The sequence below is a fragment of the Streptomyces sp. NPDC005784 genome (assembly GCF_042871525.1).
Lineage (GTDB): Bacteria > Actinomycetota > Actinomycetes > Streptomycetales > Streptomycetaceae > Streptomyces.
Map to the genome: position 1 here is coordinate 107,950 of NZ_JBIAIQ010000018.1, position 25,396 is coordinate 133,345.

A 25,396-nucleotide genomic window follows, 5' to 3' on the forward strand; every position below is an offset into this window, starting at 1 on the left:
GACCGGCACTCCCCCGAGACCCTCGCCGGCCGACAGGCGCTCGGCGGGCGGTCGGCGGGCGGTCGGCAGCCGGCCCCGCCGGTGGAACGCCCTGCTCGGCTCGCGGCGAAACACGCGGGGCGCCCCCGCACGCTCGCGAGGGCGCCCCGATTCTTGCCGTGCGGTTATCGGAGCCAGGGGGTGCGGTTCACGAAGGGGAGTCGCTCCCAGAGCTTCCCGAGTCCCCAGGTGGCGCCGGCGCCCGCGGCGGCGAGAGCGATCAGGACGACCGCGTAGATCACGTGGTAGTCGGTGAAGGGGTTGGGCGACATGCTCGGCGAGCCGTCGGACAGGTGCCGGGCGGGCGGCCATTCGGCGAGCCACATGAACGCCATCATCGCCGTGCCCGCGACCGCGGCCAACCGCAGGGCGACACCGGCGACCAGGGCGATACCCACACCGAGCAGACCGGCCATGAACAGCCAGTCGACCCAGCCGGCGCCGGCCCAGGAGTGGAACGTCGACTCCATCGGCCCGGCCGCGACCCCGCCGAGGAATCCCTTGGTGGGCGAACCGCCGTCGATCCAGCCCTTGCCGGACGGGGTGGCATAACCGAACCCGAAGGTCTTGTCGAGGAAGGCCCACAGGAAGACGAACCCCGTCAGCAGCCGCAGACCCGCGAGGGCGTACGAGCCGACCGCCGTGGCCGACGTGGTCACGGCCTCACCCGGCGCCTGCGCCGAACGGGTCCCGCGCAGCGACGGGAAGTGGAACCCTGTGTGCCGGTGAGGCTGCTCGTGGACTGCCATGATGCTGATCCCTCCCAGAGATGTTCGACGTGGTCTTGCGGGTTTCCGTTGCGGTCTCAATGTCTCGCGGTGGCAAGGGAGTTCGGAGGGGTCGCGGGTCCCTGACAGGAGGGCCGAAGGTCCCTGTCGTCAGGCCGCGTCGCTGGGTACCAGCACCACCGGGCAGTGCGCGTGGCGGAGCAGGGCACGGGCGACCGGGCCCGGCCCGGGCCCGCGGTACTGGGCGCCGACGACCACGACGACGGCCCCGCGCGTCGCCTCCAGGAGCTCGCGCACGGGACGGGCGCGCGGCAACGAACCCCGCCCCGTGGGCGATGCGTCGCCATCGCCGGACACCGGCCGCTCACATCGCGGCGATCGGCAGGCGCCGTCATCCGGCACCAGAGCCCGGCGACGGGCCCTCGCATACCGTGAGGTCCCGGCGCGCAGCACGCACAGGCGGGCCCCTCGCCGTTCCGCCTCCGCGAAGGCGAACGCGGCGGCGTCCGCGTCCGTCTCACCCTCCGGCCAGCACAACACCGCACCGTCCTGGGCTCCTTGAGTGCCCCGGACGACGAGCAGCGGGCCGCGCGTGCGCGCGGCCAGTCGACGGCTAACCGAGCCGGCCAGCAGTCCACCGAGTACGCCCAACCCGCGCGCGCCGACGACAGTGAGTTCGGAGTTCCGGCCATGGTGCGCCAGTGCCCGGACCGGGCTGCCGACGACGGCCAGGGCCGTGACGGTCAGACCGGGACAGCGCCGGCGGGCCCGTAACGCGGCGGTGGCGAGAACGGGTCCGGCGATGTCCACGTCGGGCACGGCGTAGACGATGTTCAGGGCGGCGCCCCGCAGCGCCGCTTCCTCGGCGGCCCGGTCCAGCGCTCGAACGGCGATGAGCGAGCCGTCGACACCGACCGTCACCTGACGGTTCATCATGTCTGTTCCTCCCCTTGCCCGTTGGCACTGCGCCGGTCGGTACTAGGTCGCGGCCGACGCGCCGTCCCTGCCGTCGGCGAGCGAGGCCCGGCCCGCTTCGAGGCGGGCGGCCGGGACGCGGAACGGCGAACAGGAGACGTAGTCGAGGCCGATGTCGTGGAAGAAGTGGATGGAGTCGGGGTCGCCGCCGTGTTCGCCGCAGACGCCGATCTTCAGACCGGGGTGGGCTGCGCGGCCCTCCTCGACGGCGATGCGCAGCAGGCGTCCGACGCCGTCCCGGTCGAGGGTCTCGAACGGCGAGGCGGCGAAGACACCCTGGGCCAGGTAGGCCGGGAAGAAGGACGCCTCGACGTCGTCGCGGGACAGGCCCCAGGCCGTCTGGGTCAGGTCGTTGGTGCCGAAGGAGAAGAAGTCGGCGGCCTCGGCGATCCGGCCGGCGGTCAGTGCGGCCCGGGGCAGCTCGATCATCGTGCCGATGGGGCATTCGACGGTGAGCCCGGAGTCCCGCGAGACCTCGGCGAGGACACGCTCCGCCGCGGCGCGGACGATCCGCAGTTCCTCGACCGTGCCGACCAGGGGGACCATGATCTCCGCGCGTGGGTCTCCCCCGGCGCGCATCCGTTCCACCACGGCTTCGGCGATCGCCCGCACCTGCATCTGGACCAGGCCGGGGACGACGAGCCCGAGGCGGACGCCGCGCAGTCCGAGCATGGGGTTGGACTCGTGCATGCGCTCGACCGCGGCGAGCAGGCGGCGGTCGTGCTCGGTGGGCCGGGTGGCGACACGGACGGCGAGTTCGGTGCGGTCGGGCAGGAACTCGTGCAGCGGCGGGTCGATGAGCCGGATGGTCACCGGGAGCCCGTCCATCGCAGCGAGGATCCCGGTGAAGTCGCCCCGCTGAAGGGGCAGAAGGGCGTCCAGGGCGGCGCGCCGTCCGGTCTCGTCCTCGGCCAGGATCATCGCCTCGACCAGGCTCCGGCGCTCGCCGAGGAACATGTGCTCGGTGCGGCACAGCCCGATGCCCTGGGCACCGTAACGGCGGGCCCGTTCCGCGTCCTCGGGGGTGTCCGCGTTGGCGCGCACCTCCAAGTGCCTTACGGAGTCGGCATGCTGGAGGGTGCGGGCGACCGCGTCGGTCAGTGCGCCGTCGCCTTCTCCGGTGTCGAGGAAGTGCCCGACCGGGGACTCGGTCAGCGGCAGCGCGCCGAGATGGACGGTGCCCGCCGTGCCGTCCACGGAGATCACGGTGCCCTCGGTGAGCACGGTCCCGTCAGGTGCGGTGAGGTTGCGGGATGCGATGTCCACCGTCAGTTCCTCGGCACCGCACACACAGACCTTGCCCATCCCGCGGGCGACGACGGCCGCGTGACTGGTCTTGCCGCCCCGGCTGGTCAGCACGGCCTCGGCCGCGACCATCCCGGGCAGGTCGTCGGGCGTCGTCTCACGCCGTACGAGGACGACGTGCTCCCCCGCGTCCGCGCGTCGTACGGCCTCCGCCGAGTCGAAGACGATCGCGCCGACCGCGGCGCCGGGCGAGGCGGGGACACCGTGCGCCAGCGGCGTGGCCTCGGCATGCGCCTCGAACCGGGGGAACATCAGCCGTGCCAGCTGCGTCCCGCCGACCCGGGCGAGCGCCTCGTCCTCGCCGATCAGCTTCTCGTCGACGAACGCCTCCGCGATCCGGAAGGCCGCCTCGGCGGTGCGCTTGCCGACCCTGGTCTGGAGCATCCACAGCCTGCCGCGCTCGACGGTGAACTCGATGTCGCACAGGTCGCGGTAGTGGTGCTCCAAGGTCGCCATGTTCTGCAGGAGTTGACGGTAGGAGGCCGGGTCGAGGCGCTCCAGTTCGGCGAGCGGGACGGCGTTGCGGATGCCGGCGACGACGTCCTCGCCCTGGGCGTCGGGAAGGTAGTCGCCGTAGACGCCCCGGGCGCCGGTGGCCGGGTCGCGGGTGAAGGCGACGCCCGTGCCGGAGTCCGGGCCGAGGTTGCCGAGGACCATCACCTGGATGGTGACGGCGGTTCCGAGGTCGTCGGGGATGTGTTCACGGCGGCGGTAGAGGCGGGCGCGCTCGCCGTTCCAGGAGTCGAAGACGGCACGGATCGCCCGCTGGAGCTGTTCGGCCGGGTCCTGCGGGAACTCCTCGCCGGTCGCGTCGCGGATGACCTGTTTGAAGTGCTCGACGAGCGCCGCGGGATCGCCCCCGGCGGTGTGCCGGTCGAAGCGTTCCGGTGCGATGCCGAGGACCGTGCGGCCGTACATCTGGAGGAGCCTGCGGTAGGAGTCCCATGCGACGTGCTCGCTGCCGGTCATCTTGGCGAGGCCGAGGACGGACTCGTCCCCGAGGCCGATGTCGAGGATGGTCTCCATCATCCCGGGCATCGAGAACTTGCCGCCCGAACGGACCGAGAGCAGCAACGGGTTGTCCCGGCCGCCGATCTCACGGCCGGTGCTCCGCTCCAACTCGGCGAGCGCGTGCACGACTTGCGCGCCCAGCTCGCCCGGTTCCTCGCCGGTGGCCAGGTACGCGCGGCACGCCGCGGTGGTGACGGTGAAGCCGGGCGGAACGGGAAGTCCCAGCCGGGTCATCTCCGCGAGGTTGGCTCCCTTGCCGCCGAGCAGGTCCGCCATGTCGCGGCCCCCGTCGGCGAATTCGTACACGTAGCGGGTCATGTGCTTCACCCTCCGGGTGTGTTCAGGCGTGCGGGACGACGGCGACGGAACAGTCGGCGTGGTGCAGCACCGCGTGGGCGACCGGACCGAGGTAGGCGCCGAAGCGGGTCTCCCGCTGCCGGCGTCCCACCACGATCAGGGCGGCGCCCGCGGAGGCGCGGACGAGTTCACCGGCCGCGCGGCCGTCCACCACGGTCTCGGCGACGGGAACCCCGGAGAACTTCTCGCACCAGGGGCGCAGGGTGGCGACGACGGCGTTCTCGTGCTCGGCCAGCAGCTCCGGGCCGCTCACCGGGACGAGCCGGTCGGCGGCGAAGGAGGGCGGGGCGCTGAAGGCGTGAAGGACGCGCAGCGCGGCGCCACGCAGCCGGGCGGCGTCGAAGGCGAACTCGATCAGCTCGTCGCACGGGCGGTCGGTGTCGAGGCCGAGTACCACGTCGCGGTACGGGACCTGCGGTATCTCGTCCGGGGAGATGCCGTCCGGTGCCGCAAAGTGCTCGTCGCAGGTGCCGACGCCGGCGCGCACCAGGACCACCGGGACCGGTGACCTGGAAACGACCCGCTGGGAGATCGAACCCAGCAGGTATCCCGTGACTCCGCTGAGCCCGCGAGACCCGAGGACCAGCAGGGCGGCCTCGTCGGCCACGGCGAGCAGAGCGGTCACCGGGGCGTCCTCGACGGACCGGTCGAGCACCCGCAGTCCGGGGTGTGCCGCCCGCAGACCGTCCGAGACCCCGGTCAGCAGGTCCTCCGCCCAGGCCCGCTGGGACACGTCGGCCGGCACGGACGGGGCCGGTCGCGGATGCCAATGCCAGGCGTGCACCAGAAGGAGCGCCGTGCCCCGGCGCACGGCTTCACGGGCCGCCCAGTGCGCGGCGGCCAGACTCTCCGGGGACCCGTCGATCCCCGCTGCGACCGGTCGAATCATGATCCGCACCTCCAGCGTCGTGCGCTCGGCGGAGAGACCGCGGGCCGGACGGCGGTCGCCGCTGCCCGTGGCGTCTCTTCTCACGTCAAGCCTGCTACCGGAGCGGAGCCCGCGCGCAGGGGCCGGGCGTCCCTTCCGCGGGGCCCTTCGGCCCCGGGCCGTGCCATGCGGCCCGCAGCCGGGGCCGGATGGCCCATGGCGACCGGCGGGGCACGGGCAGAGATTGGAGGTGGAAGGATTGCGCGCCAGGAAGAGGCAGGATCATGAGCACTTCCACCACATCCACCATGCTGCGGGCGCTGCCCGTCGACCACCGGGAACGGCTGCTGCGAGTGGCCCGCGAGGTGTCGTTCCCCGAGGGCACCCGGCTGTTCGAGGAAGGCCGCCGCGCGGACCGGTTCTGGATCATCCGGACCGGCACGGTGGCCCTCGACCTGCGGGTTCCGGGCCGCCGACCGGCCGTCATCGAGATCCTCGGACACAACGAACTCGTCGGCTGGTCCTGGCTGTTCGCCCCGCACACCTGGCATCTGGGCGCCGAGGCGACAAGCCCGGTGCGCGCCTACGAGTTCGACGCCGAGGTGGTCAGGGAGCTGTGCCGGGCCGATCCCGAGCTGGGGATGGCCGTGGCCCAGTGGACGGGCGAGATCGTCGCCCACCGGCTGCAGTCGGCCCGGACCCGGCTGCTCGACCTGTACGCCCCCTACGGCAGCGGCGACGCACGCTGACCGCGATCGTCGCGCTGACAGCCATTGTCGGAACCGATCAAGGAGCCATCGTGCACGGCAGTCCGCACATCGTGAGCGACGTGATGACCCACACCGTCGCCGCCATCGGCCGTGGGGCCGGTTTCAAGGAGATCGTGCAGCTGATGGAGCAGTGGCAGGTCAGTGCCCTGCCCGTCGTGGAGGGCGAGAGCCGGGTGATCGGGGTCGTCTCCGAAGCCGATCTGCTGCCCAAGGAGGAGTTCCGCGACAGTGACCCCGACCGCTACACCCAGCTGCGGCGGCTGAGCGATCTCTCCAAGGCCGGCGGGGTGAGTGCCGAGGAGCTGATGACGTCTCCGGCGGTGACCGTGCGCGCGAACGCGACCCTCGCGCAGGCCGCCCGCATCATGGCGCACGCCAAGGTCAAGCGGCTGCCCGTCGTCGACGAGATCGGCGGCCTCGAGGGCGTCGTCAGCCGCGGTGACCTCCTCAAGGTGTTCCTGCGCAGTGACGAGGACATCGCCGAGGAGGTCCACAGGGAGATCGTGTCCTACCTCTTCCACGCGTCGCCCTCGTCGGTCCGTGTCGAGGTGCGGGGCGGTGTCGTCACCCTCTCCGGACGCGTCACCGACACATCACTGGTGCCGGTGGCCGCCCGTCTGGTGCGGGCCGTCGAAGGAGTGGTGGACGTCGGCTTCGACGTCACAGGCCCGGAACACCGCCAGGAGAGGTGAGGCGGCCGCCGGGCTCGGATGGGGCCGATCGGCCCTAGTGCATCCGGGCCGGAAGGATGATGATCGTCGTCAGGGGCTCACGGCCCGTGGTCCATCACTGAACAAGGGGTCGTCATGGCCGAGGCGCGTACGTTCTCCGAGCAGAACCCGATCCGGGTGTTCCTGCTGGACGACCACGAGGTGGTACGCCGCGGCCTGACGGACCTGCTGGACGCCGAGCCGGACATCTCGGTGGTCGGCGACGCGGGCAGCGTCGAGCACGCCCTGGTGCGCGGCCCGGCGCTGCGCCCGGACGTGGCGGTCCTCGACGTACGCCTGCCGGACGGCGACGGCATCAGTGTGTGCCGGGAGCTGCGCAGCCAGATGCCGGAGCTGTCCTGTCTGATGCTGACGTCGTTCGACGACGAGGAAGCGCTCCTCGACGCGATCATGGCCGGGGCGGCGGGCTACGTACTGAAGCAGATCAAGGGTTCCGACCTGGTTTCGGCGGTTCGTACCGTCGCGTCCGGCCAGTCGATGCTGGACCCCACGACGACCGCCCGGCTGATGCGCAAGCTGCGCACGGACCCGGCCGAGGAGCCGGCCCTCTCGCCCGAGCTCGCCAGTCTCTCACCGCGCGAGCGGGACATCCTGGCGCTGATCGGGGACGGGCTCACGAACCGTGAGATCGGCAAAGAGCTCTATCTGTCCGAGAAGACGGTCAAGAACCACATCTCCCGACTGCTGGCCAAACTCGGCGTCCAGCGCCGCGTCCAGGCCGCGGTCCTGGCCAACCAGCTCGAACACCCCGAGGCCGCAGACCACCACCGCTCCACACGCTGAGTCCCGAACCGGCCGACCACCAACAAGGCGCCGGATGCGGCCGAGTTGGGCGGCGAGGCCGTTCGCGGCCTCCCCACCCAACTCACTCGGCCGGCGGCAGCTGAATGACGCCGGCTGGATGCTGCTGGGCGACGAGCGGGCCGTAGAATATCGGCCATGCGGGCACTGTGGTTGTCCCGAGGGGCAGGAAGATGTGACCAGCGCGGACCCGCCTGAATCGCGGCGTAGCGAAGCCAAGCGCACCCAGGACCGGCGCCGCCGTCAGCGCATACGGATCAACGGGGCCGTCGAGCGCTTCACCGCGGACGAGATCGGTGAGCGGGACGGCTGGGTCTGCGGCCTGTGCGAAGGTCCGGTGGAACGGGCGTATCGGCATCCAGACCCTCGGTCACCAAGCATCGACCACGTTCGCACCATCGCGTCCGGCGGCACTGACACCCGGGACAACGTGCGCCTCACACACTGGGGTTGCAACCATGGGCGCAACGACAGCAGCCCTCTGACGACCGTCGAGGAAGCCGAATCGCGACGCGCCGTCCTCCTGCGCGTACCGGCGCTGCGGCCCTATGCGGAGGGCCTCACGGCCGAGGGCTTGATCCGCGGCTCTGAGGCTTTCCATTCACCCGAGAGGTATCGCGCCAAGTTGGCGCGTCGGGTGGAACGCTACGAGCGCGAAGGACGCTGACTGCGTACGGCTGCCGTCAGGCCCGCGGAGGCCAACGTCATTCGAAATCGGAGGTCCACACCTGGCGGGTGAGATCATCCGTGGATGGCAGATGCACAGCTACCCCCGGGTTGGACCCTTCAGCGAATCCGTGACGTGTCCGGGGATCAAGAGGCTGTCGTTCTCGATCCGAACCGGGCGGTGAAGTGGCTCGCCTTCGACGGAGCCAACGAGGTTCTGCATCCAGAAATCGTTCTCGGGTTCCACGGCCTGTGTCTCGTGAAGGCCGTCCATGACGACGACTGGTACATGGGGAGCCTGTATGACGACGGCAGCATCGACTGCTGGGCAGCCTACGACGATCTGTACGAGGCGCTACGCGGCCTGTAGGGCCACAGACTGACCGGCCAACTGCGATACAAGGCCCCCGCACCGAGGCGGGCGTCCACGGACGCCGGCGAACGGTCCTCGCAGGTCAAGGAAGTTGCGCCGCAGGTCGTGGAGCGGGTCCCATTGCTTCGGAACGAAGCAGTCCTCGTGCCACAGCCGTGCCACATCATGCGGTCAATCACGGTCAACGACGGTTTGCCACAGCCGAGATGGACCGCCGAGGCAGTCCTGGCCGAACCCGGGGTGACCTGCGCGCCTTCGTTGCCTCACACAGCCGCCCTTACAAGGCGGATGTCGGCGGTTCGAAACCGTCCGCGCCCACCAGGTTGACCAGCAGGTAGGCCCCGGAACTCCCAGGTCAGGGAGGGCCCGGGGCCTTTCTTGCCCGCGCCGCACGGTCTGGTTACGCACTGACTACACCCTCACTACACCCGTTTACTGGCGAGGCGCGCCCCCTGAAATCCCCTAAACGATCACCGTGAACGTGCAGGGCACGGCGTAAGAACGCGCTGGACACCCTGTTCCGCATCACCGACGCCCTCGACACCCCGCTCGTCGGCCTCGTGCGCTGAGTGGCCGCCTCCGCAGGGGGACGAACGCGGCCGCTCGACCCGTGCCCGGCACGCCGTCTGCGCTGGGTCCGGGGCCTACTGCCACGTAGTGCGGGCGTACGCGTCCCGGTGTCCGCTCCCAGGCGAGTGGCAGTGTGCAGCGGCCTTGCCCGTGAGGATTCCGCTCCCAGTAGTAGCCGACCGCACGGCCGGCCGACAACGACTTCTCCTCGAGGGCGGCGTCCGCGGTCTGGCGCGGCGTCATCGGCGGTTCTCCCGCATGAGCCGGTACAGACCGCGCCCTAGCTCGCAGCGCGCGGCCTCGTCGGCGCACTGCTCACACACCGACGCATGGTCCAGTAGCGCGCGGTATGCCTCCTTGGCGACGCAGGGCGGGCACCCGCGCGGGAACCAGCGGGCAGGATGGCCTGCGCGCGTCGTCGTCTGCGTGCCGAGGTCGACGGCAGGGACCCCGGAGAGGGGCACTGCATCCCACGCGCAGGCCTGACCGCTCATCTGCTGCTCGGTGAGCGCGGCGAGGTTGGGTAACTGCAGTACGGCGAGGGCCTCGGCGGTGCTCGCGCTGGTCGTGGGTGCCATGGGTTACGTCTCCGTGGTCACGGTGATCCGCCTCACGCACGTGACCGTAGAAGCGGCTCGGCAGAAGCAGGGGCACAGTTTGTGCCCCCTCGCTCATGCCGCCAGCAGCCCCAGTTTCACCGCGAGTTCCGATGCCCTCCGGCGCCGGTCCGGGCTCTTCGCCTCTGCCTCCTCCAGCACGATCCGCTTCGCATACCCGTTGTCAGGGATGGTCCCGGCGGCACGATGAACGTATCGGTCACCAAGGCCGCCACGATCAGTGTGGACGTAACCGGCACGATCGAATTCCAAACGAACGCCATCATCGCCAAGGCCAAGACCTCGGTGAGCGTGCACGTCGGCGGAAGCACGACCGTCACCACGGGACACGGCTACTCCCACGAAGTACGCCACAATAGGTACGGACACATGCAGTACGGCTCGTGGGGGTACAAGGTCGCCTGGAAGAAGTACCGACGTGTTGGATCCTGCGGAGTCGAGGAACTCGGTCACGGGACCGCGACACTGCCGACGTCAGAGACTGGATGGAAGTACTGGGAGACCTCGTCATGACCTATTCGAATCCCCGGGCTTACCTTGCCGCGTGCGCCGTGGCAGCGTCGGCATTCCTGCTTGCCTCATGCACCTCCGGCAGCGGTGAGGGGGAGGCCGTCAGTGCTCCGCCGTCGCCGTCCGCGTCGAGCGAGTCTCGGACGGCAACCGGGTCCTCCGAGAAGAAGCTCACCGAGCAGGCCAAGGCGGCCCTGGCCGCTGTCCACAGCGGGAAGATGGTCGAGGCCGGAGTCGAGCGGGTAAACGACGGAATCCACACTGAGCCCACCCTGAGCGAAGGCAAGACATACCGGCTCAACCTGGTTTGCTTCGGGAGCGGCAGCGCCCAGTTGACATTCGTACCGGCGAGCGCTGGTACAGAGACCAGGGTGCCGTGTGATCAGTCAGTGGTCCAGCAACGGATCACGATGCACAAGCCAGTACACATCGATGCCGACGGGGCCAAGGGATCTACCGGCATGATTGCCTGGCAGATAGACGCAATCTGATCCAGGCATACAGTGCGCCGCCCAGCATCGCTGCTGGGCGGCGTTCAGCCGTACAGCAGCGAACTACAGCGCCCCAGCAACCGTCTCCATCCGGTGGTGTCCTTTCGGAGCCTGGTAGCGGCCGGAATGGCCGTCGCCGACCAATCTCGCTGGAGCTACGGATCAGAACGTTGCAGGTTCGAATCCTAGTGCGCCCTTGCCGATGCCGATGCCGGTAGGGGGTCTCCCTTCGACGGATCAGCGACTACTGCTCCCCCAGCAGGCTGACCGTCCTATGCAGAGTCAGCCCGCGGCTTGGAGTCTTGCGACGGCCTTGGCCAATGTTTGGTTCAGCATCGTTCGATCGAACTTGACCGTGCTGGTCGATGCGATCAGCACGCCCTGGATCTCAACCACGTTGTTTCCGACCTGAGCCACGGCCAGCACATTGTCGGACGAGCCGACCGCGCTGCCCATGGACCACTCGATTCCTGCGCTCGCGTCGCCCACTCCCGGAACGGTGAGGGACCGGGGTTCGGATGCCACCGTGCCGGTTGCCCGCTTGCTGTAGACGGTCTGGCATGTCGAGCGGGCGGTCGCCACATCGGACACGATCCTGGCAGCGACGCCTCGCGGGTAGCCGGCCACGATCTCGGTTATCAAGGTCACACGATCGGACCCGATCAGGCCGATCCCGGCATAGGCATCAGCCGCGGGTGCCTTCTTCCCGTAACCGATCGCGTTGAGCAGCCGCGAACACCGTTGTGTGTCCGCGTTCAGGATGATTCCGAACGGGCCGTCGACGGGCGGCTGGTCGCTGATCGAGCTGTGACGCTCGCTGTAGATCCCGCCGGGGTTGCTGCCCATGGCGTCGTCTGTCGTGAAGGGGCCGTGTGGCGGGTCCGTGGCGCGGAGCAGTCCCGCCTTGAGCCGGGCCAGGGGCAGCGACCGGATCGCTGACGCTGATGCCGGAGTGCCCGGCGGCGATGTCAGGGCGGTGGCGCTCGGCCTTTCCGATCCACTGCTGGTGCTGGTGCCGGTGGCCGATGGCGTCGACGAAGCACACGCCGTGAGAGTGCTTGCTAATGCCACAGCCGCAGCGAACAGACTCAGTTGTCTGCCGATCATGATTCCTCCCGAGGTACACCAGATCATTGATCGGGCCGCTGCTCGTGCCAAGCGATATGGCGCAACCGTGATCAACTGGAGTGGTGTGGCAGGGGGCGCCCCTGTGGCACGATCCTCGGCGTGGACCGGGCGACCTCATAGCGACGCTGTGTCCGGAGTTGGGGCGACTCCCGCCGGCGAGCACCTGTGTTGGCGACGCACCGACAGGGACAACAGGCTGCAGGACCGCCGGACCATGTACGTGGGCTGTTCGGTCGCCCCGCACCGAGCGCAGGAGGCCGTGCGACTGGCCGCCGAAGAGGACCACACGGACCCGCAGGCTTATCGGTGTTGCCTCCCGTACGGGTGTTGCTTCCCGTACGGACGACGAAGGGTGAACTGCCATGGCGCAGAGGATCGTTGCCGGTCACGGCCCCGGGTCCGAGGGGCTCCGGCCGGTGGTGCTCGGTATCGACGCCCGACGTCCGTGCGACGCCGTCACCGGCTTCGCCTTCGAGGCCGCGGTGCGGCGTGGCGCGCCGCTGCACGCCGTCCACGCCTGGCACCTCCCCACCCCCGCCGGACCGTCCCTGCCGTTCGCGCCGCCCGAGGAGGACAGGGGTGCCTGGGAGGACCAGGAGGTCCAGTTGCTGGCTGACGCGCTCCGGCCGTGGCGGGAGGCGTATCCGCGGGTGCGTGTGTACGAGGACGTCCGGCTCCAGAGCCCGGCGACCGCCCTCGTCCACGCCTCCGACTCGGCCGGGCTCCTGGTCCTCGGCCGCGGCGGCACGGCACTCGGGCCCACACTCACGGCCGTGCTGGGCCGCACGATGTGCCCGGTGACAGTGGTCCCGCACTGACAGCGCCGACCGTGGCCGATTGCCCGGTCACCGGTTCACGCGTCACGAGTAACGAGTAACGAGTAACGACTCACGACTCACGAGTCAGGCCGGCGGCAACCGGCTACCAGTGGCCGGCACCCGGCCAGCCACCGGCCACCGTCACCCCTCCGGCAGAGTGAGCGTGCAGGTCTCGCCCGGAGCCACCGAGACGGTGCGATCGGCCAGGGTGATGTCGATCGGAGGTTCGTCCGAGGTCGGTACGCTGACTCTCAACCTTCCTGCGTTCAGGTGCAGTTGTACGCCCCGATGGCCCCGGTAGCGGATCGCGAAGCCGTACTCGGACAGCTCCGGCAGCGGGACCGGGTCGAGCCGCAGCGCTCCGCCGCGGGTCTCGAGGCCGGTCAGACCGCGCTGGACGAGATCGAGGGTGCCCGCCATGGCGCCCAGGTGGATGCCCTCCCCCGAGGTGCCGCCCTGCACGTCGGCGATGTCGCCCCGCAGGGCCTCGTGAATGTACGTCCAGGCCTCGGAGCGCCGCGCCCGGCCCAGCACCCAGCCGTGCACCAGGCTGCTCAGTGTCGAACCATGGCTCGTACGGCTCAGGTAGTGGTCGACGGTGCGCCGCCAGAGGGTGTCGTCGACCTCGTACCCGAGCCGGCGGAACAGGCCGCCGAGTTCGGCGGGCGAGAAGAGATAGCCGAGCATCAGGACGTCCGCCTGCTTCGACGCCTGGTAGCGGTTGACGCTGTCGCCCTCGGCCTCCAGGATCCGGTCGAGCCGCCGGGTGTCGCCGTACCGTTCGCGGTAGCCCGCCCAGTCCAGCTCCGCGAGGTCGCCGTAGCCCTCGAACTGGCTGATGACGCCGGCGTGGAAGGGTACGTGCAGTGCGCTCGACACGGCGCGCCAGAGGTCGAGTTCGGCGGAATCGAGGCCGGTCCGCTCGGCGAGGTCCCGGCGGACGAGTTCGGGCAGCTCGCCGAGCACGTCGAGGGTGCGGGCGAGCACCCAGGCGGCCGTGACGTTGGTGTACGCGTTGTCGTCGAGCCCGGGTCTGTCGGCGCCCGGGTAGGCGTCGTGGTACTCGTCGGGTCCGACGACACCGCGGATCCGGTAGCGGCCGAGCGTGGCGTCGTACTCGGCGGAGCCGGCCCAGAAACGGGCGATCTGCACGAGCATCTCGATGCCCTTGGTATGCAGGAACTCGGTGTCGCCGCTCGCCTCGCAGTACTGCCACACGTTGTAGGCGATCGCCGATCCCACGTGATGCTGGAGCCTCGAGTGGTCGGGCAGCCAGCGCCCGGAGCGTGGGTTGAGGTGCAGTTGCTGGGTCTCCTCCCGTCCGTCGCTGCCGCTCTGCCAGGGGTACATCGCGCCGGTGCGACCGGCGTCCTGGGCCGCTCGGCGGGCCCGCTCCAGACGCCGGTGGCGATAGGTGAGCAGGGCGCGGGAGACCTCGGGGAAGTGGAGGTTCAGATACGGCAGCACGAACAGCTCGTCCCAGAACACGTGTCCCCGATACGCCTCGCCGTGCAGGCCGCGGGCCGGGACCCCGACGTCCAGCTCGGCGGTGTGCGGGGAGAGCGTCTGAAGCACGTGAAACAGGTGCAGGCGCAGGATCGGTCCCACGCTGTTCGGCACGTCCAGTTCGGCGTTGCGCCACAGCTGCTGCCACGCCGTTCGGTGGGTGTCCAGCAGCGTCTCGAAGTCCGCGGCCCGGCCGACCCGGTCGACGGCCGCGTCCAGCGGGTCCTTGATCGCCGGATCGCGGGAGGTGTGCAGGGCGACCGTCTTGTCCACGGTCACCGTCCGGCCGTCGGTCAGCGTCATCCGGAGCAGTTGTGCGGCGCGTCCGGGGGTGTGCGCGTCCGTGGTCCCGGCGGGTGCGTCCGTGACGGTCCGGGCGGCCAGCCCGATGCCGATCTCCGAGGTGACCGTGCGGCAGCGCAGCCAGACGGTGTCCGGTGCGCTGGTGCCGGTCCGGGCGTCCGTGAGGTGGCGGGAGGCGAGGGAACGGTAGCGTTCGACTCCGCTGTTGGTGACCGTCCCGTCTAGCGCCGACTCGATCTCGACCGGGCCGGACCAGCCCTCGGCCGTCACCTCCGTGCGCAGCAGTGCGAGGTGGGGATCGGCCATGTGGACCAGGCGCAACTGCCGCACGGCGAGGCGTCGGCCCTCCTCGTCCTCGTAGCGCGCGGTGCGTTCCAGGGTGCCCGCGTCCAGGTCGAGGCACAGCCGGTGGTCGAGCAGCCGGTGGGAGTCGGGGGTGAGCCAGGTCCCGGTGGCGGTCCGCATCCGGAGCGGCAGCCAGTTGGGGAGGTTGACCATGTCCTCGTTCTCGACCCGGTGGCCGACCACCTCCGAGGTCAGGCGGTTGTAGCAGCCCGCCACGTACGTGCCCGGGTAGTGGACGGGGTCCGCGGCGCACTCCGGGGCGGCGCCCCGGGTCGCGAAGTACCCGTTTCCGAGGGTGCACAGCGACTCGCGCAGGCGTTCCTGCGCCGGGTCGTAGCCTTCGTACTCCCAGGTGCCGTCGCGCATGCCTCCATCCTGCGGTACGGGCGGCCCGCCGTCCCCCCGGCACGCGCGGGGACGGCGGGCCGCTCCCGTGGGCGACAGCGGCTGACGCGCACGGTCATGACCTGCACTCCTTTGCGGTGCGGGGTCCTCAGCCGGTCCAGGTCCAGTCCGTGACCTCGGGGAGGTCTGTGCCGTGCTCGCGGATCCAGTCGTGGTGGCGGGAGCGGGCGTCGGCCATCTTCTGGCGGACGGCGGCGGCGCGGACACCGAGGCCGGGGACGCGGTCGATGACGTCCATGACGAGGCGGAAGCGGTCCATGTCGTTGCGGACGACCATGTCGAAGGGGGTCGTGGTGGTGCCCATCTCCTTGTAGCCGCGTACATGGAGGTTCTGGTGGCCGGTGCGACGGTAGGCGAGGCGGTGGATGAGCCAGGGATAGCCGTGGTACGCGAAGATCACCGGCTTGTCCGTGGTGAACAGCCCGTCGTACTCGAAGTCGTTCATCCCGTGCGGGTGCTCCGCGCGGGGAAGCAGCCGGGTCATGTCGACGACGTTGACGACCCGGACGGCGAGCTCGGGCAGATGGCGGCGCAGCAGGTCGGCGGCGGCCAGGATCTCCTGGGTGGGTACGTCGCCGGCGCAGGCGAGGACGACGTCGGGGTCGCGGTCCCCGCCGACCGATCCCGCCCAGTCCCAGATGCCGGCACCGCGGGCGCAGTGGGCGCGGGCCTGGTCCATGGACAGCCAGTCGAAGCTGGGCTGTTTGCCGGCGACGACGACGTTCACGTAGTCGCGGCTGCGCAGTACGTGATCCGCCACGGACAGCAGGGTGTTGGCGTCCGGCGGGAGGTAGACGCGCACGACCTCGGGGCTCTTGTTGAGGACGTGGTCGACGAAGCCGGGGTCCTGGTGGGAGAAGCCGTTGTGGTCCTGGCGCCATACATGGGAGGTGAGCAGGTAGTTGAGGCTGGCGATCGGGGCGCGCCAGGGCAGTTCGCGTGACGTCCTCAGCCACTTGATGTGCTGGTTGACCATGGAGTCGACGATGTGCACGAACGCCTCGTAGCAGGAGAACAGACCGTGCCGGCCGGTGAGGGTGTAGCCCTCCAGCCAGCCCTGGCAGAGGTGTTCGGAGAGGATCTCCATGACGCGGCCGTGCCGGTCCAGGTGTTCGTCCACCGGCAGGGTCTGCGCCTGCCAGGCCTTGCCGCTGGCGTCGAAGACGGCGTCGAGGCGGTTGGAGGCCGTCTCGTCGGGGCCGACCAGCCGGAAGTCGCGGCGCTCCGAGGTCTCCCGCATGACGTGTTCGAGGAGGTCGCCCAGGACCCGGGTCGGCTCGTGCTGGGTGGCGCCCGGCTTGTCGACGGGGACGGCGAAGCGCTCCAGGGGCGGGAGCGGCAGATCGCGGACGAGGAGGCCGCCGTTGGCGTGCGGGGTGGCGCCGAGGCGCCGGGCGCCGTCGGGTACGCAGGCCAGTACGTCGGCCACCGGCCGTCCCTCGGCGTCGAAGAGCTCCTCGGGGCGGTACGAGCGCAGCCAGGTCTCCAACTGCCGCAGGTGTTCCGGGTTTTCGCGTACTGCGGCCAGGGGAACCTGGTGGGCGCGCCAGGTGCCTTCGACGGGCAGGCCGTCGACCTCCGCGGGGCCGGTCCAGCCCTTCGGGGTGCGCAGCACGATCATGGGCCAGCGGGCCCGTTCGGCCACGCCCTCCTCGCGGGCGGTGCGCTGGATCAGCGCGATCCGGTCCAGGGCGTCGTCGAACGCGGCGGCCATGGCGCGGTGCACCTGCATCGGGTCGTCGCCGGTCACATGGATCGGGTCGTGGCCGTAGCCGCGCAGCAGTTCGTCGAGTTCGGCCTCCGGGAGCCGGGAGAGCACCGTCGGGTTGGCGATCTTGTAGCCGTTGAGGTGCAGGATCGGCAGGACGGCGCCGTCGTGGACGGGGTCGAGGAACTTGTTGGAGTGCCAGGACGCGGCGAGCGGTCCCGTCTCCGCCTCGCCGTCGCCGATCACACAGGCGACGAGCAGGTCCGGGTTGTCGAAGGCGGCGCCGTAGGCGTGGGCGAGGGAGTAGCCGAGCTCGCCGCCCTCGTGGATGGAGCCGGGCGTCTCGGGAGCGACATGGCTGGGCACACCGCCGGGGAAGGAGAACTGCCGGAACAGTTTCCCCATGCCTTCGGCGTCGCGGGACACGGTGGGATACGTCTGGCTGTAGGTGCCCTCCAGCCAGGAGTTCGCCAGTACGGCCGGGCCGCCGTGCCCGGGGCCCCAGACGCACAGCGCGTCCTGGCCGCGCGCCTTGATGACGCGGTTGAGGTGGGTGTGGACCAGGTTGAGGCCGGGCGAGGTACCCCAGTGGCCGAGCAGCCGGGGCTTGATGTGCGCCGGGGTCAGAGGGTCGGTGAGCAGCGGGTTGGCCAGCAGATAGATCTGGCCCACGGCAAGGTAGTTGGCGGCCCGCCAGTGGGCGTCCAGGGTGCGCAGTTCGTCGTCGGTCAGTACGGTGCTGTCCTGGTGTTCGACCTTGGGCATGGTGACTCCGTAAGTCATCGGGGTACGTCGGCGAGGCGGGTCATCGGAACGCTTCGCGGGAGGCGTCATCGAGCGGAGGAGGCGGCATGGCCGACAAGAAGCCGACGAAGGTGCCGCTTGCGGCGTACGAGCGGGAGCTGCTGCGTCTGCAGACGGAGCTGGTGAAGCTTCAGGAGTGGGTGCGGACCGAGGGCGCCCGTGTGGTGGTGGTCTTCGAGGGCCGGGACGCCGCGGGCAAAGGCGGCACGATCAAGCGGGTGGCGGAACATCTGAACCCGCGCGTCGCACAGATCGTGGCGCTGCCCAAGCCGACCGAGCGCGAGCGCACGCAGTGGTACTTCCAGCGGTACGTGGAGCATCTTCCGGCGGCCGGGGAGATCGTGCTGTTCGACCGGAGCTGGTACAACCGCGCCGGGGTCGAGCAGGTCATGGGCTTCTGCACGAAGGAGGAGCACCAGCTCTTCCTGCGGCAGTGCCCGATCTTCGAGCGCATGCTGGTCGAGGAGGGTGTGCTGCTGCGCAAGTACTGGTTCTCGGTGAGCGACGCGGAGCAGCAGAAGCGGTTCCGGCGCCGGCTGAAGGACCCGACGCGGCGCTGGAAGCTCTCCCCCATGGACCTGGAGTCGATCACCCGTTGGGAGGCGTACTCCCGGGCGAAGGACGAGATGCTGGTGCACACGGACATCTCGGAGGCGCCGTGGTTCGTGGTCGAGAGCGATGACAAGCGGCGCGCCCGGCTGAACATGATCGCCCATCTGCTCTCCTCCGTTCCCTACCACGAGGTGCCGCCGCCGGTTCTGGAACTGCCCGATCGGCCGCCGTCGACCGGTTACGTCCGCCCGCCGCGCGATCTGCAGACGTACGTCCCCGATCACGCGGCGAGCCTCTAAGGCGCTCATACCCGCTGGGGTACGACGGCGACGGGGCAGGCCGCGTGGTGCAGGGCGGCGTGGGCGACCCGGCCGAGCTGCATCCCGATGTGCCCGTGGCTGTCGTGCCGCCGGACCCCGACGACGAGCAGATCGGCCTCGGTGGAGGCGTCCAGCAGCACCGTACGGGCGGTCCCCTCGACGGTGCGCCGGCGCACGTCCACGGCCGGATACTCCTCGGCCGCGCCGCTCAGCGCCTTGTCCAGCACCTCCACCGCCCGCTGTTCGTGCAACCGGGCGGGCTCGCCCGCCATCAGCGGGTGATCGACCGACTCGTGGGCAGGCCACCGCCAGGCCCGTACGGCCTCCAGCGCGACCCCGCGTTCGGCCGCCTCCCGGAAGGCGAAGCGGGCGGCGGCCGAGCCGTGCGCGGGGTCCCCGACCCCGAGGACGACCCGCCGGTACCGGCTGTCCCTGGCCTGGTTGTCGTGGCTGCCGCGCAGCACGATCACCGGGCAGTGGGCACGGGCGGCGACCGTGAGGCTCACCGACCCGAGGAGTCTTTCGGCGATACCGCCGCGGCCCCGCGACCCGAGCACCAGCGCGGTGGCGTTCAGGCCCTCCCGGAGCAGCGCGCCCACCGCGTCGTCGGGCACCACCTCGGTGGTGACCCGCACCGCGGCGTCGCGCCGCCGGGCGCGCTCGGCGGCGGCCTCCACGACGGTGTCGGCCATGATCTGCTCGGAGGACCTGCCCAGCCCCTCGGCGAGGGCGGCTCCTTCGTAGCGTTCCCAGAGCGAGGCGTACACCAGGCGCAGCGGCAGACCGCGCAGGGCGGCCTCGTCCGTGGCCCAGTCCACGGCGCGCATTCCGGGCTCGGACCCGTCGACGCCCACGACGAGGGGCAGCTCCACGGCGGTCAGCTCCCTTCGCCGAAGTCGAAGACGATCCGGGCCTGGATCCGGCCGTGCAGCACGTCGTCGATGGACTCGTTGACGGAGGCGAGGGGCCGGGACTCTCGGATGACCCGCGTCCGGCCCGCGGCGTGCAGGTCGAAGACCTCGGCCAGATCCTGCCGGGTCCCGACGATGGAGCCGATCACGGAGGTCCCGTTCAGCACGGTCTCGAAGATCGGGACCGGGATGGTGCCGTGCGCCGGCATCGCGACCAGGACGAGCTTCCCACCGCGCCGCAGGCCCTTGTACACCGCGGAGAAGGCGTCCTCGTTCACCGCGAGGGCGAGCGCGGCGTGCGCGCCGCCGTGGCTCTTGAGGACCTCGCCCGGGTCCTCCTTGCGGGCGTCGATCACGATGTCGGCGCCGAGTTCCGCGGCGAGTTCGAGTTTGTCGTCGGTGACGTCGATCGCCGCCACGGTGGCCCCGGCGATCTTCGCGTACTGCAGGGCCAGGTGGCCGAGTCCGCCCACCCCGGAGATGGCGACCAGCTGGCTCGGCCGGACTTCGGCGACCTTCAGCGCCTTGTACGTGGTCACGCCGGCACAGGTGAGCGGGGCCGCGTCGAGCGCGGAGATCCCTTCGGGCACCGGCTGGGCGAAGTCGGCCCAGGCGAGCATCTTCTCCGCGTAGCCGCCGTCGCACCCGTAGCCGGTGTTGATCTGCTGCTCGCACAGCGTCTCCCAGCCGGAGAGGCAGTGCTCGCACCGTCCGCACGCGCTGCCCAGCCAGGGCACGGCGACCCGCTGGCCCAGAGCGAGATGGGTGACGCCGTCGCCCAGCGCCTCGACCAGACCGACGCCCTCGTGTCCGGGAACGAACGGTGGGCTCGGCTTGACCGGCCAGTCGCCGTTGGCGGCGTGGATGTCGGTGTGGCACAGCCCGGAGGCCTCCACCCGGACGCGGACCTGGCCGGGGCCGGGCTCGGGGTCCGGGCGCTCCTCGATGACCAGCGGTTCACCGAACGCTCGTACGACTGCTGCTCTCATGGGATGTCTCTCCTTGCGCGATCGAGCCCCGGACACCACACGGCCGCGGGCGGTCCTTGGTGATCAGGGGTGCGGTACGACGGCGACGGGGGCGGTGGAGTGGTGGAGCACGGCGTGCGTGACGGGCCCGAGGTGGGCGCCGAGCGCGGCATGGCGGACGCGGCGGCCCACGACGACGAGGGAGGCCTCCCGGGAGGCGTCGACGAGGTGGTTGGCCGGCTTTCCGGACAGGGAGTCCTCGATGATCTCCACGGTCGGGTACTTCTCGCGCCAGGGCCGTAGTGCGTCCGTCATGGCGGCGGCGTCCTCGGCGGCCAGCCGGGCGTTCATCTTGATGTCGGGGGGCAGCCCGTAGGCGATGTAGGGCGGCTCGTTCCAGGAGTGCACGACCCGCAGCGCCGTGGCGCGCAGGAGGGCCGCCTCGAAGGCGAAGCCGATCAGCGCGTCGTCCGGGCCGCTGGTGTCGAGCCCGAGCACGACGGGGTGGAAGGGCGCGACGGCGGACGGGATGCCCGTCGGATCCATGAGGTGCTCGTCAGCGGCCTGTTCACCGGCGCGTACGAAGACGACGGGGCGCCCGGAGTGCGCCGCGACGGCCAGGCCGACGGAGCCGACCATGAAACCGCCCACGCCGCTGAGCCCACGGGTGCCGAGGACAAGTATTTCGGCGTCGTCCGCGGCCTTCAGCAGGACCTCGGCGGGCCGGCCGGTGAGCTGCTCGGTGGAGACGTCGACTCCCGGGTGGCGCGCCCGTATCCCTTCGGCCGCCTCGCGCGGGATCCGCTCGCTCCAGTGCTGGTGGGTCTCGGCGCCGAGCAGCGGTGCCTGGGCCATGGGGTCCGGGGCCGGTTCCCATACGTTGACCAGCCTGACCGGCACGGCGCGCAACCGCGCCTCGCGGGCGGCCCATTCGGCGGCGGCGAGGCTCTCGGGAGAACCGTCGAGGCCTACGGTGACAGTGCGGGGCATGGTGTCCATCTCCTGATTCGGGGTCCGATCCGGGTCCGGTTCCAGCGTCGTGCCGAAACGGTCGGGTGGGGCAGGGGCCGCAGGTCCCCGGTGGGGGCCGTTCGGCCCAACGCGGGCCGCGCGGCCGTGCGGCGGAACCCCGGACGGGTCCTGCCTCCCCTCCGCGGTCGGCGGCTCGTGCGGACGGCCGGGAGCCTGGCCCAGAGCCTGCCGACCCCCAGGGTGTCGCCTGCGGAGGCCGGCGCGAGGACGATCAGGACGGCGGCGTGGGCGAGGTGGCGGTCGACGAACGGGTTGACCGACATGCTCGGCGAGCCGTCGGACAGGTGCCGGGCGGGCGGCCGCTCGGCGACCCACGTCAGCCCCATCATCACGGTGCCCGCAACCGCGGAGATGCGCAGCGCGATACCGCCGATCAGGGCCGGCCCGAGCCCCAGCAGCAGTCACCTGTGCTTCGCCGGCGACTGAAGCTCGTGCTGTGGGCGTGCCGACCGAGCGCGCGTTCGGCTATTCGGTGCCCGTTCCGGCCTTGTGCAGCATCTGGGCCAGCAGCAGGGCACCTCCGGTCGCCGCCCCTACCGCTCCCGCGGCCAGGAAACCGCGGGAGGACCGCCAGGACAGCACCGACCACCGCGACTGCGCGGAGAACAACGATCCCGTACTCAGCCACGAACCGGTTGAGATGAGTGACAGTGCGGAACCGATCGAGCCGACCGACAGGGCACTTCCGATCGAGCCGACCGACAGGGCCGAACCGACGGACCCCACGGACAGCACCGACCCCACCGAGCCGATCGACAGCACGGAGTCCTGCGACCACAGCGACAGCACCGAACCGGAGGAGGTACGAGCGACCGAGCGTACGGACAGCTTTGTCATGGGGCCATCCTGCCCGCCGGTCACTCTGCCTCGGGCGGTTGTGGCCGGATGACGCGGGTCTCGGGTGAGGACCGTCCAGCATTTGGCTCACCGCGTGGTTCCGGAGTGACGGAACAGGGTGACCCTCCGCGCGGTCAGCTCCCGGCGAGGGCCGCTCTGGCCCGTTCGAGGTGGGCGCGTTCCGGCGCGCTCCCGGTCAGCGTGATGGCCGCGTCGTACGCCCGTAGCGCCTCGGTGTGGCGTCCGAGCCGGCGCAGCAGATCCGCCCGTACGGCGTGGAAGGCGTGGTAACCGTCCAGGTCGAGCTTCTCGACGAGGGCGAGAGCGGTCTGCGGTCCCTCGACCTCGGCCACGGCGACGGCGCGGTTGAGGGCCACGACCGGGCTGGGGGCGAGCTCCATGAGCTGGTCGTACAGCCGGCGGATCTGGCCCCAGTCCGTGGCGGCCGCGGTCGGCGCGTCGCTATGGACGGCGTTGATCGCGGCCTGGATCTGGTAGGGCCCGGGCCGGTTGCGGCGCAGACAGCGGCGTACGAGGGCCTGGCCCTCGGTGATCAGGTCCCGGTCCCACCGCGTACGGTCCTGGTCGGCGAGGAGGACCAGGTCACCGTCCGCCGTCGCGCGGGCCGGCCGGCGGGCCTCGACGAGCAGCATGAGCGCGAGCAGGCCGAGCGCCTCGGGCTCGTCCGGCATGAGCTCGACGAGGAGGCGTCCGAGACGCAGGGCCTCGGCGCAGAGGTCCTCGCGGCCGCCGTATCCCTCGTTGAACACGAGATAGACGACGGCCAGCACACCCCTCACGCGGTCCGGCAGGTCCGCGTCGCGCGGGATGCGGTAGGGGATGCCGGCGTCGCGGATCTTGGCCTTGGCGCGGACGATCCGCTGGGCCATGGTGGTTTCGGGGACGAGGAAGGCCCGCGCGATCTGCGGGGTGGTCAGGCCGCCGAGGAGCCGTAGCGTGAGGGCGACCTGGGCCTCGGTGGCGAGCGCGGGGTGGCAGCAGGTGAAGATCAGACGGAGCCGGTCGTCGCGCACGGGGCCCTCCTCGACGGGTTCGTCCGGGGCGTGCAGCCGGGCCGCCTCGGCGTGCCGGGCCGCGCGCGTGGACTCACGGCGCAGCCGGTCGACGGCACGGTTGCGGGCGGTGGTGACGATCCAGCCGGCCGGGCTCGGCGGTATGCCGGTCTCCGGCCACTTCACCACGGCCGTGGTGAACGCGTCCTGGACCGCTTCCTCGGCGAGGTCGATGTCGCCCAGGAAGCGGATCAGGACGGCGACCGCCCGGCCGTACTCGGCGCGGAAGACGGCCTCCATCCCGGCGGCGCCGACGGCCATCAGTCCTCGGTCTCGTGCATGAACGGGCGTACCTCGATGGGCAGCGTGGTCGCCAGCGCCGCCTTGCGCCCCCACATCAGCGCCGCGTCGAGGTCGGGCGCCTTGAGCAGACAGATCCCGCCCAGATACTCCTTGCTCTCCGTGTACGGCCCGTCGGTGACCAGGACGTCGCCGTCGCGGGCCCGCAGCACGGTGGCCGAGTCCAGCCCGTGCAGGCCACCGGCGAATACCCAGGCACCGGCCTCGCGCAGCTCCCCGTGGAACACCTCCACGTTGTGCATGATCTCTTCCAGGACCTCGGGCGCGGGCCGCTCGCCCTGCGGCTGCATCACGCTCAACAGGTAGTACTTCATGATGTGTCCTCCTCGGATGTCTCTCACTCGGCGTCTCACTGACTACACGAACGAGACGGCGCCGGATCGACACACGCCACGACGACAGGGGGAGATTCTTCGATGACCGTCCCACCGCATCCGCTCGTCACCGCGGCCCGCGGTCTGGCCGCGGAGGTGCTGGCGCCCCTGGCGGAGCGCGTGGACCAGGAGGGCATCCCCGCGAGCAGCGTCCAGGCGGTCAAGCGTTCGGGGCTGCTCGGGGCGGTCGCCCCGGTGGCGTACGGCGGGTCGGCGGCGCCCGCCGCGGTGGTCCGGGAGACCGCGGAGATCCTGGCCGGGGCGTGCTGCTCGACGTGGTTCGTGCAGACCCAGCACCACACACCGGTGACGACGCTGGCGAGGAGTGATCTTCCGGTGCGGGAGCGCCTGCTGGGTCCGCTCGCGCGCGGGGAGCTGCTGTCCGGTGTCGCGTACGCCCAGTTGCGCGCCTACCCGCGGATCCCGGTACGGGTCACGCGCGAGCGCGGTGGCTGGCGCTTCGACGGGAGGGTCCCCTGGTACACGGGCTGGGGGCTGAACGACGTCATGCTGCTGGCGGGAGTGACGGACGCGGACGAGGCGCTGTTCGCGTTCACCGAGGCGCGCGAGCAGCCGGGGCTGCGCCCGTCCCCGCCGATGCGGCTCGCCGCGCTCAGCGCGTCCCGGACGGTATCGCTGGAGCTGGACGGGCTGTGGCTGCCCGACGACGCGGTGGCGCTGCGCACCCCGTACGAATCCTGGGCGGTGACCGACCGGCCCAAGAACACCAACGCCTCACCTGCCGTGTTCGGGGTGACCGCGACGGCGATCGGCCTGCTGGCGGACGATCCCTCCGCGACGGAGACGGCGGACACTCTGCGCGCGCGTCTCGACGAGGTCAGACGCCAGGCGTACGAGCTCGCCGACCACCCGGTGCCGACCGAGCGGATCGACGAGCGGCTGGCCTGCAAGACACGGGCGTACGACGTGATGCGGGCGGCCACGACGGCGGCGGTCGTGGCCGGCGGCGGGCGGGCGATGGACCTGCGCAACCCGGCGCAACGGCTGGCGCGCGAGGGGATGTTCCTGCTGGTGCAGGGGCAGACGGCCCAGGTGCGCGCCGCGCACCTGGGCTCGCTGGGATCGCCCGGATGAGCCGATCCACTCCGGTGAGCCGGTCCGTTCGGATCGCCCGAATGACCCGGTCCACTCCGGTAACCCAGTCCGCTCCGATCGCCCGGATGAGCCGGTCCGCTCCGG

The 25,396-nt window shown here is 71.0% G+C and carries 24 protein-coding genes and 1 pseudogene; 10 read left to right on the forward strand and 15 right to left on the reverse strand.

The features are described from left to right. Positions 1-164: 164 nt before the first annotated feature. From ACFYR3_RS26365 to ACFYR3_RS26380, 4 genes are all read right to left on the reverse strand, one after another. A complete protein-coding gene (locus ACFYR3_RS26365; RefSeq protein WP_389284850.1) occupies positions 165-788 on the reverse strand; it encodes a hypothetical protein in 624 nt (207 codons plus the stop codon). Positions 789-917: 129 nt separating this feature from the next. Next, the gene (locus ACFYR3_RS26370) at positions 918-1,703 is read right to left on the reverse strand and encodes a universal stress protein (RefSeq protein WP_389284851.1); all 786 of its coding nucleotides are present in this window, start codon (positions 1,701-1,703) and stop codon (positions 918-920) included. Between the two features lie 42 nt (positions 1,704-1,745). Beyond that, the gene (gene ppdK / locus ACFYR3_RS26375) at positions 1,746-4,376 is read right to left on the reverse strand and encodes a pyruvate, phosphate dikinase (protein WP_355849297.1); all 2,631 of its coding nucleotides are present in this window, start codon (positions 4,374-4,376) and stop codon (positions 1,746-1,748) included. 22 nt (positions 4,377-4,398) lie between these two features. Then, on the reverse strand, positions 4,399-5,388 hold the full coding sequence (locus ACFYR3_RS26380) for a universal stress protein (RefSeq protein WP_389284852.1): 990 nt from the start codon (positions 5,386-5,388) through the stop codon (positions 4,399-4,401). A gap of 179 nt (positions 5,389-5,567) precedes the next feature. Between ACFYR3_RS26380 and ACFYR3_RS26385 the strand changes: the two genes are divergently transcribed. The 5 genes from ACFYR3_RS26385 (at position 5,568) to ACFYR3_RS26405 (ending at position 8,621) form a co-directional block, all read left to right on the forward strand. Then, the gene (locus ACFYR3_RS26385; protein ID WP_355849303.1) at positions 5,568-6,032 is read left to right on the forward strand and encodes a cyclic nucleotide-binding domain-containing protein; all 465 of its coding nucleotides are present in this window, start codon (positions 5,568-5,570) and stop codon (positions 6,030-6,032) included. 50 nt (positions 6,033-6,082) lie between these two features. After that, complete coding sequence (locus tag ACFYR3_RS26390) at positions 6,083-6,745, forward strand: CBS domain-containing protein (protein ID WP_355849306.1); 663 nt, start codon at positions 6,083-6,085, stop codon at positions 6,743-6,745. 114 nt (positions 6,746-6,859) lie between these two features. Beyond that, entirely contained in the window at positions 6,860-7,567 is a 708-nt protein-coding gene (locus tag ACFYR3_RS26395; protein ID WP_355849309.1) for a response regulator transcription factor, read from the forward strand. 118 nt (positions 7,568-7,685) lie between these two features. Beyond that, entirely contained in the window at positions 7,686-8,252 is a 567-nt protein-coding gene (locus ACFYR3_RS26400) for an HNH endonuclease (protein WP_389284853.1), read from the forward strand. A gap of 84 nt (positions 8,253-8,336) precedes the next feature. Further along, complete coding sequence (locus tag ACFYR3_RS26405) at positions 8,337-8,621, forward strand: hypothetical protein (RefSeq protein WP_355849315.1); 285 nt, start codon at positions 8,337-8,339, stop codon at positions 8,619-8,621. Positions 8,622-9,433: 812 nt separating this feature from the next. Here ACFYR3_RS26405 and ACFYR3_RS26410 read toward each other — a convergent pair. Then, entirely contained in the window at positions 9,434-9,772 is a 339-nt protein-coding gene (locus ACFYR3_RS26410) for a hypothetical protein (RefSeq protein ID WP_389284854.1), read from the reverse strand. Positions 9,773-9,997: 225 nt separating this feature from the next. On the opposite strand from ACFYR3_RS26410, the gene ACFYR3_RS26415 reads away from it, so the two are divergent. Next, positions 9,998-10,324 (forward strand): hypothetical protein, encoded by a 327-nt coding sequence (locus ACFYR3_RS26415; RefSeq protein WP_389284855.1) that lies wholly within the window; start codon positions 9,998-10,000, stop codon positions 10,322-10,324. Next, positions 10,321-10,812, forward strand: a complete 492-nt coding sequence (locus ACFYR3_RS26420; protein WP_389284856.1) for a hypothetical protein — start codon at positions 10,321-10,323, stop codon at positions 10,810-10,812. The genes ACFYR3_RS26415 and ACFYR3_RS26420 overlap by 4 nt, the downstream gene beginning before the upstream one ends. 282 nt (positions 10,813-11,094) lie before the next feature. On the opposite strand, the gene ACFYR3_RS26425 is transcribed toward ACFYR3_RS26420, so the two are convergent. Continuing rightward, on the reverse strand, positions 11,095-11,919 hold the full coding sequence (locus ACFYR3_RS26425; RefSeq protein WP_389284857.1) for a hypothetical protein: 825 nt from the start codon (positions 11,917-11,919) through the stop codon (positions 11,095-11,097). 383 nt (positions 11,920-12,302) lie between these two features. On the opposite strand from ACFYR3_RS26425, the gene ACFYR3_RS26430 reads away from it, so the two are divergent. Beyond that, positions 12,303-12,758 (forward strand): universal stress protein, encoded by a 456-nt coding sequence (locus ACFYR3_RS26430; protein WP_355849327.1) that lies wholly within the window; start codon positions 12,303-12,305, stop codon positions 12,756-12,758. Between the two features lie 141 nt (positions 12,759-12,899). Here ACFYR3_RS26430 and ACFYR3_RS26435 read toward each other — a convergent pair whose 3' ends face one another. Both ACFYR3_RS26435 and ACFYR3_RS26440 read right to left on the reverse strand, forming a co-directional pair. Continuing rightward, a complete protein-coding gene (locus ACFYR3_RS26435) occupies positions 12,900-15,278 on the reverse strand; it encodes a glycoside hydrolase family 65 protein (protein ID WP_389284858.1) in 2,379 nt (792 codons plus the stop codon). Positions 15,279-15,405: 127 nt separating this feature from the next. Beyond that, entirely contained in the window at positions 15,406-17,790 is a 2,385-nt protein-coding gene (locus tag ACFYR3_RS26440) for a phosphoketolase family protein (protein ID WP_355849333.1), read from the reverse strand. 86 nt (positions 17,791-17,876) lie between these two features. On the opposite strand from ACFYR3_RS26440, the gene ppk2 reads away from it, so the two are divergent. Then, positions 17,877-18,680: a polyphosphate kinase 2 gene (gene ppk2, locus ACFYR3_RS26445; RefSeq protein WP_389284859.1), complete on the forward strand. Its 804-nt coding sequence runs from the start codon at positions 17,877-17,879 to the stop codon at positions 18,678-18,680. Between the two features lie 5 nt (positions 18,681-18,685). Here ppk2 and ACFYR3_RS26450 read toward each other — a convergent pair whose 3' ends face one another. The 7 genes and pseudogenes from ACFYR3_RS26450 to ACFYR3_RS26480 all read right to left on the reverse strand — a co-directional run bounded on the left by ACFYR3_RS26450 (position 18,686) and on the right by ACFYR3_RS26480 (position 24,136). Further along, complete coding sequence (locus tag ACFYR3_RS26450) at positions 18,686-19,573, reverse strand: universal stress protein (protein ID WP_355849339.1); 888 nt, start codon at positions 19,571-19,573, stop codon at positions 18,686-18,688. Between the two features lie 5 nt (positions 19,574-19,578). Then, entirely contained in the window at positions 19,579-20,601 is a 1,023-nt protein-coding gene (locus ACFYR3_RS26455) for a zinc-dependent alcohol dehydrogenase (RefSeq protein WP_355849342.1), read from the reverse strand. Positions 20,602-20,664: 63 nt separating this feature from the next. Beyond that, complete coding sequence (locus ACFYR3_RS26460) at positions 20,665-21,570, reverse strand: universal stress protein (RefSeq protein ID WP_389284860.1); 906 nt, start codon at positions 21,568-21,570, stop codon at positions 20,665-20,667. Between the two features lie 173 nt (positions 21,571-21,743). Next, positions 21,744-22,010, reverse strand: a pseudogene (locus ACFYR3_RS26465) (hypothetical protein); the annotation flags it as partial. 67 nt (positions 22,011-22,077) lie between these two features. Next, entirely contained in the window at positions 22,078-22,449 is a 372-nt protein-coding gene (locus ACFYR3_RS26470) for a hypothetical protein (protein ID WP_355849347.1), read from the reverse strand. A gap of 134 nt (positions 22,450-22,583) precedes the next feature. Next, positions 22,584-23,783, reverse strand: coding sequence for an RNA polymerase sigma factor (locus tag ACFYR3_RS26475; protein ID WP_389284861.1), 1,200 nt, complete (start codon positions 23,781-23,783; stop codon positions 22,584-22,586). After that, positions 23,783-24,136: a YciI family protein gene (locus tag ACFYR3_RS26480; RefSeq protein WP_355849352.1), complete on the reverse strand. Its 354-nt coding sequence runs from the start codon at positions 24,134-24,136 to the stop codon at positions 23,783-23,785. Before ACFYR3_RS26480 ends, ACFYR3_RS26475 begins: the two co-directional genes overlap by 1 nt. 102 nt (positions 24,137-24,238) lie before the next feature. Here ACFYR3_RS26480 and ACFYR3_RS26485 point away from each other — a divergent pair, with 102 nt between their 5' ends. Then, the gene (locus ACFYR3_RS26485; RefSeq protein ID WP_355849355.1) at positions 24,239-25,291 is read left to right on the forward strand and encodes an acyl-CoA dehydrogenase family protein; all 1,053 of its coding nucleotides are present in this window, start codon (positions 24,239-24,241) and stop codon (positions 25,289-25,291) included. Positions 25,292-25,396 lie beyond the last annotated feature (105 nt).

What these genes read in the sequence shown, in the direction of transcription:
- ACFYR3_RS26365 (WP_389284850.1), bottom strand. Translation starts at nt 788, where the DNA reads ATGGCAGTCCACGAGCAGCCTCACCGGCACACAGGGTTCCACTTCCCG.
- ACFYR3_RS26370 (WP_389284851.1), bottom strand. Translation starts at nt 1,703, where the DNA reads ATGATGAACCGTCAGGTGACGGTCGGTGTCGACGGCTCGCTCATCGCC.
- ppdK (WP_355849297.1), bottom strand. Translation starts at nt 4,376, where the DNA reads ATGACCCGCTACGTGTACGAATTCGCCGACGGGGGCCGCGACATGGCG.
- ACFYR3_RS26385 (WP_355849303.1), top strand. Translation starts at nt 5,568, where the DNA reads ATGAGCACTTCCACCACATCCACCATGCTGCGGGCGCTGCCCGTCGAC.
- ACFYR3_RS26395 (WP_355849309.1), top strand. Translation starts at nt 6,860, where the DNA reads ATGGCCGAGGCGCGTACGTTCTCCGAGCAGAACCCGATCCGGGTGTTC.
- ACFYR3_RS26400 (WP_389284853.1), top strand. Translation starts at nt 7,686, where the DNA reads ATGCTGCTGGGCGACGAGCGGGCCGTAGAATATCGGCCATGCGGGCAC.
- ACFYR3_RS26405 (WP_355849315.1), top strand. Translation starts at nt 8,337, where the DNA reads ATGGCAGATGCACAGCTACCCCCGGGTTGGACCCTTCAGCGAATCCGT.
- ACFYR3_RS26410 (WP_389284854.1), bottom strand. Translation starts at nt 9,772, where the DNA reads ATGGCACCCACGACCAGCGCGAGCACCGCCGAGGCCCTCGCCGTACTG.
- ACFYR3_RS26415 (WP_389284855.1), top strand. Translation starts at nt 9,998, where the DNA reads ATGAACGTATCGGTCACCAAGGCCGCCACGATCAGTGTGGACGTAACC.
- ACFYR3_RS26420 (WP_389284856.1), top strand. Translation starts at nt 10,321, where the DNA reads ATGACCTATTCGAATCCCCGGGCTTACCTTGCCGCGTGCGCCGTGGCA.
- ACFYR3_RS26425 (WP_389284857.1), bottom strand. Translation starts at nt 11,919, where the DNA reads ATGATCGGCAGACAACTGAGTCTGTTCGCTGCGGCTGTGGCATTAGCA.
- ACFYR3_RS26430 (WP_355849327.1), top strand. Translation starts at nt 12,303, where the DNA reads ATGGCGCAGAGGATCGTTGCCGGTCACGGCCCCGGGTCCGAGGGGCTC.
- ACFYR3_RS26435 (WP_389284858.1), bottom strand. Translation starts at nt 15,278, where the DNA reads ATGCGCGACGGCACCTGGGAGTACGAAGGCTACGACCCGGCGCAGGAA.
- ACFYR3_RS26440 (WP_355849333.1), bottom strand. Translation starts at nt 17,790, where the DNA reads ATGCCCAAGGTCGAACACCAGGACAGCACCGTACTGACCGACGACGAA.
- ppk2 (WP_389284859.1), top strand. Translation starts at nt 17,877, where the DNA reads ATGGCCGACAAGAAGCCGACGAAGGTGCCGCTTGCGGCGTACGAGCGG.
- ACFYR3_RS26455 (WP_355849342.1), bottom strand. Translation starts at nt 20,601, where the DNA reads ATGAGAGCAGCAGTCGTACGAGCGTTCGGTGAACCGCTGGTCATCGAG.
- ACFYR3_RS26460 (WP_389284860.1), bottom strand. Translation starts at nt 21,570, where the DNA reads ATGCCCCGCACTGTCACCGTAGGCCTCGACGGTTCTCCCGAGAGCCTC.
- ACFYR3_RS26470 (WP_355849347.1), bottom strand. Translation starts at nt 22,449, where the DNA reads ATGACAAAGCTGTCCGTACGCTCGGTCGCTCGTACCTCCTCCGGTTCG.
- ACFYR3_RS26475 (WP_389284861.1), bottom strand. Translation starts at nt 23,783, where the DNA reads ATGGCCGTCGGCGCCGCCGGGATGGAGGCCGTCTTCCGCGCCGAGTAC.
- ACFYR3_RS26480 (WP_355849352.1), bottom strand. Translation starts at nt 24,136, where the DNA reads ATGAAGTACTACCTGTTGAGCGTGATGCAGCCGCAGGGCGAGCGGCCC.
- ACFYR3_RS26485 (WP_355849355.1), top strand. Translation starts at nt 24,239, where the DNA reads ATGACCGTCCCACCGCATCCGCTCGTCACCGCGGCCCGCGGTCTGGCC.